Annotated in this window: 1 protein-coding gene; it reads right to left on the bottom strand. The window is 74.3% G+C overall.

Features of this window, described 5'->3' with window-relative positions; genetic code table 11:
• Window positions 1-442 (bottom strand): ATP-binding protein (locus ACTQXM_RS09040; RefSeq protein ID WP_441537654.1); only part of this gene is annotated, 442 nt, incomplete at its 3' end.
• Between the last annotated feature and the right edge of the window lie 157 nt (window positions 443-599).

Genomic DNA, 599 nt, shown 5'->3' with positions numbered 1-599 from the left:
CGTCGCGGGCGCGCCTCAGGCGCATCACGAGCGAGGACGCCGTGAAGAAGCGCGCCTCGAGCCTCCTCTCGCACGCCAGCGCGCAGAGGGCCGACGCCATGTGCGTCTTGCCGGTGCCGACGTCGCCCATGAGCACGAGGTCCTCCCTGCGCTCGACGAAGTCGAGCGCGAGCAGCGACTCGCGCCCCATGCCCTCCGGCCACGACACGGCCGACCAGTCGTAGCCGTCGAAGGTCTTGGGCGCCGGCAGCGCGCAGCGCCTGAGCAGCGTCGCGCGCTTCGAGGCCTCGCGGCTGGACCTCTCCGCCTCGAGGTAGCCCGCCAGGTACTCCACCTGTTTCGGGGTGCCGAGCCTCGACCACTCCTCCAGGACGGCGGTGGTGAGCGAGCACGACCGCCCGGCCTCCACGACCCTGCGGGCCAGCTCCTCGCTAGCGGCCATCGGCGACCGCCCCCTTCAGGAACCCGTCGTAGACCGACAGGTCGGCCCCGCCGGCCCCGCCGCCGCCTCCCGCGATGCGCCTCGCCAGCACGTCGACCGTGGCGTCGTCGGGGACGCGGCCGCCCTCGACGACCCTGAGCGCCGCCTCGCATGCCGC

It is taken from the genome of Collinsella sp. LCP19S3_D3 (assembly GCF_052121455.1).
GTDB lineage: Bacteria > Actinomycetota > Coriobacteriia > Coriobacteriales > Coriobacteriaceae > Collinsella.
The sequence above is the reverse complement of the archived record's forward strand: the minus strand, read 5'-3'. Positions and strand labels throughout refer to the sequence as shown.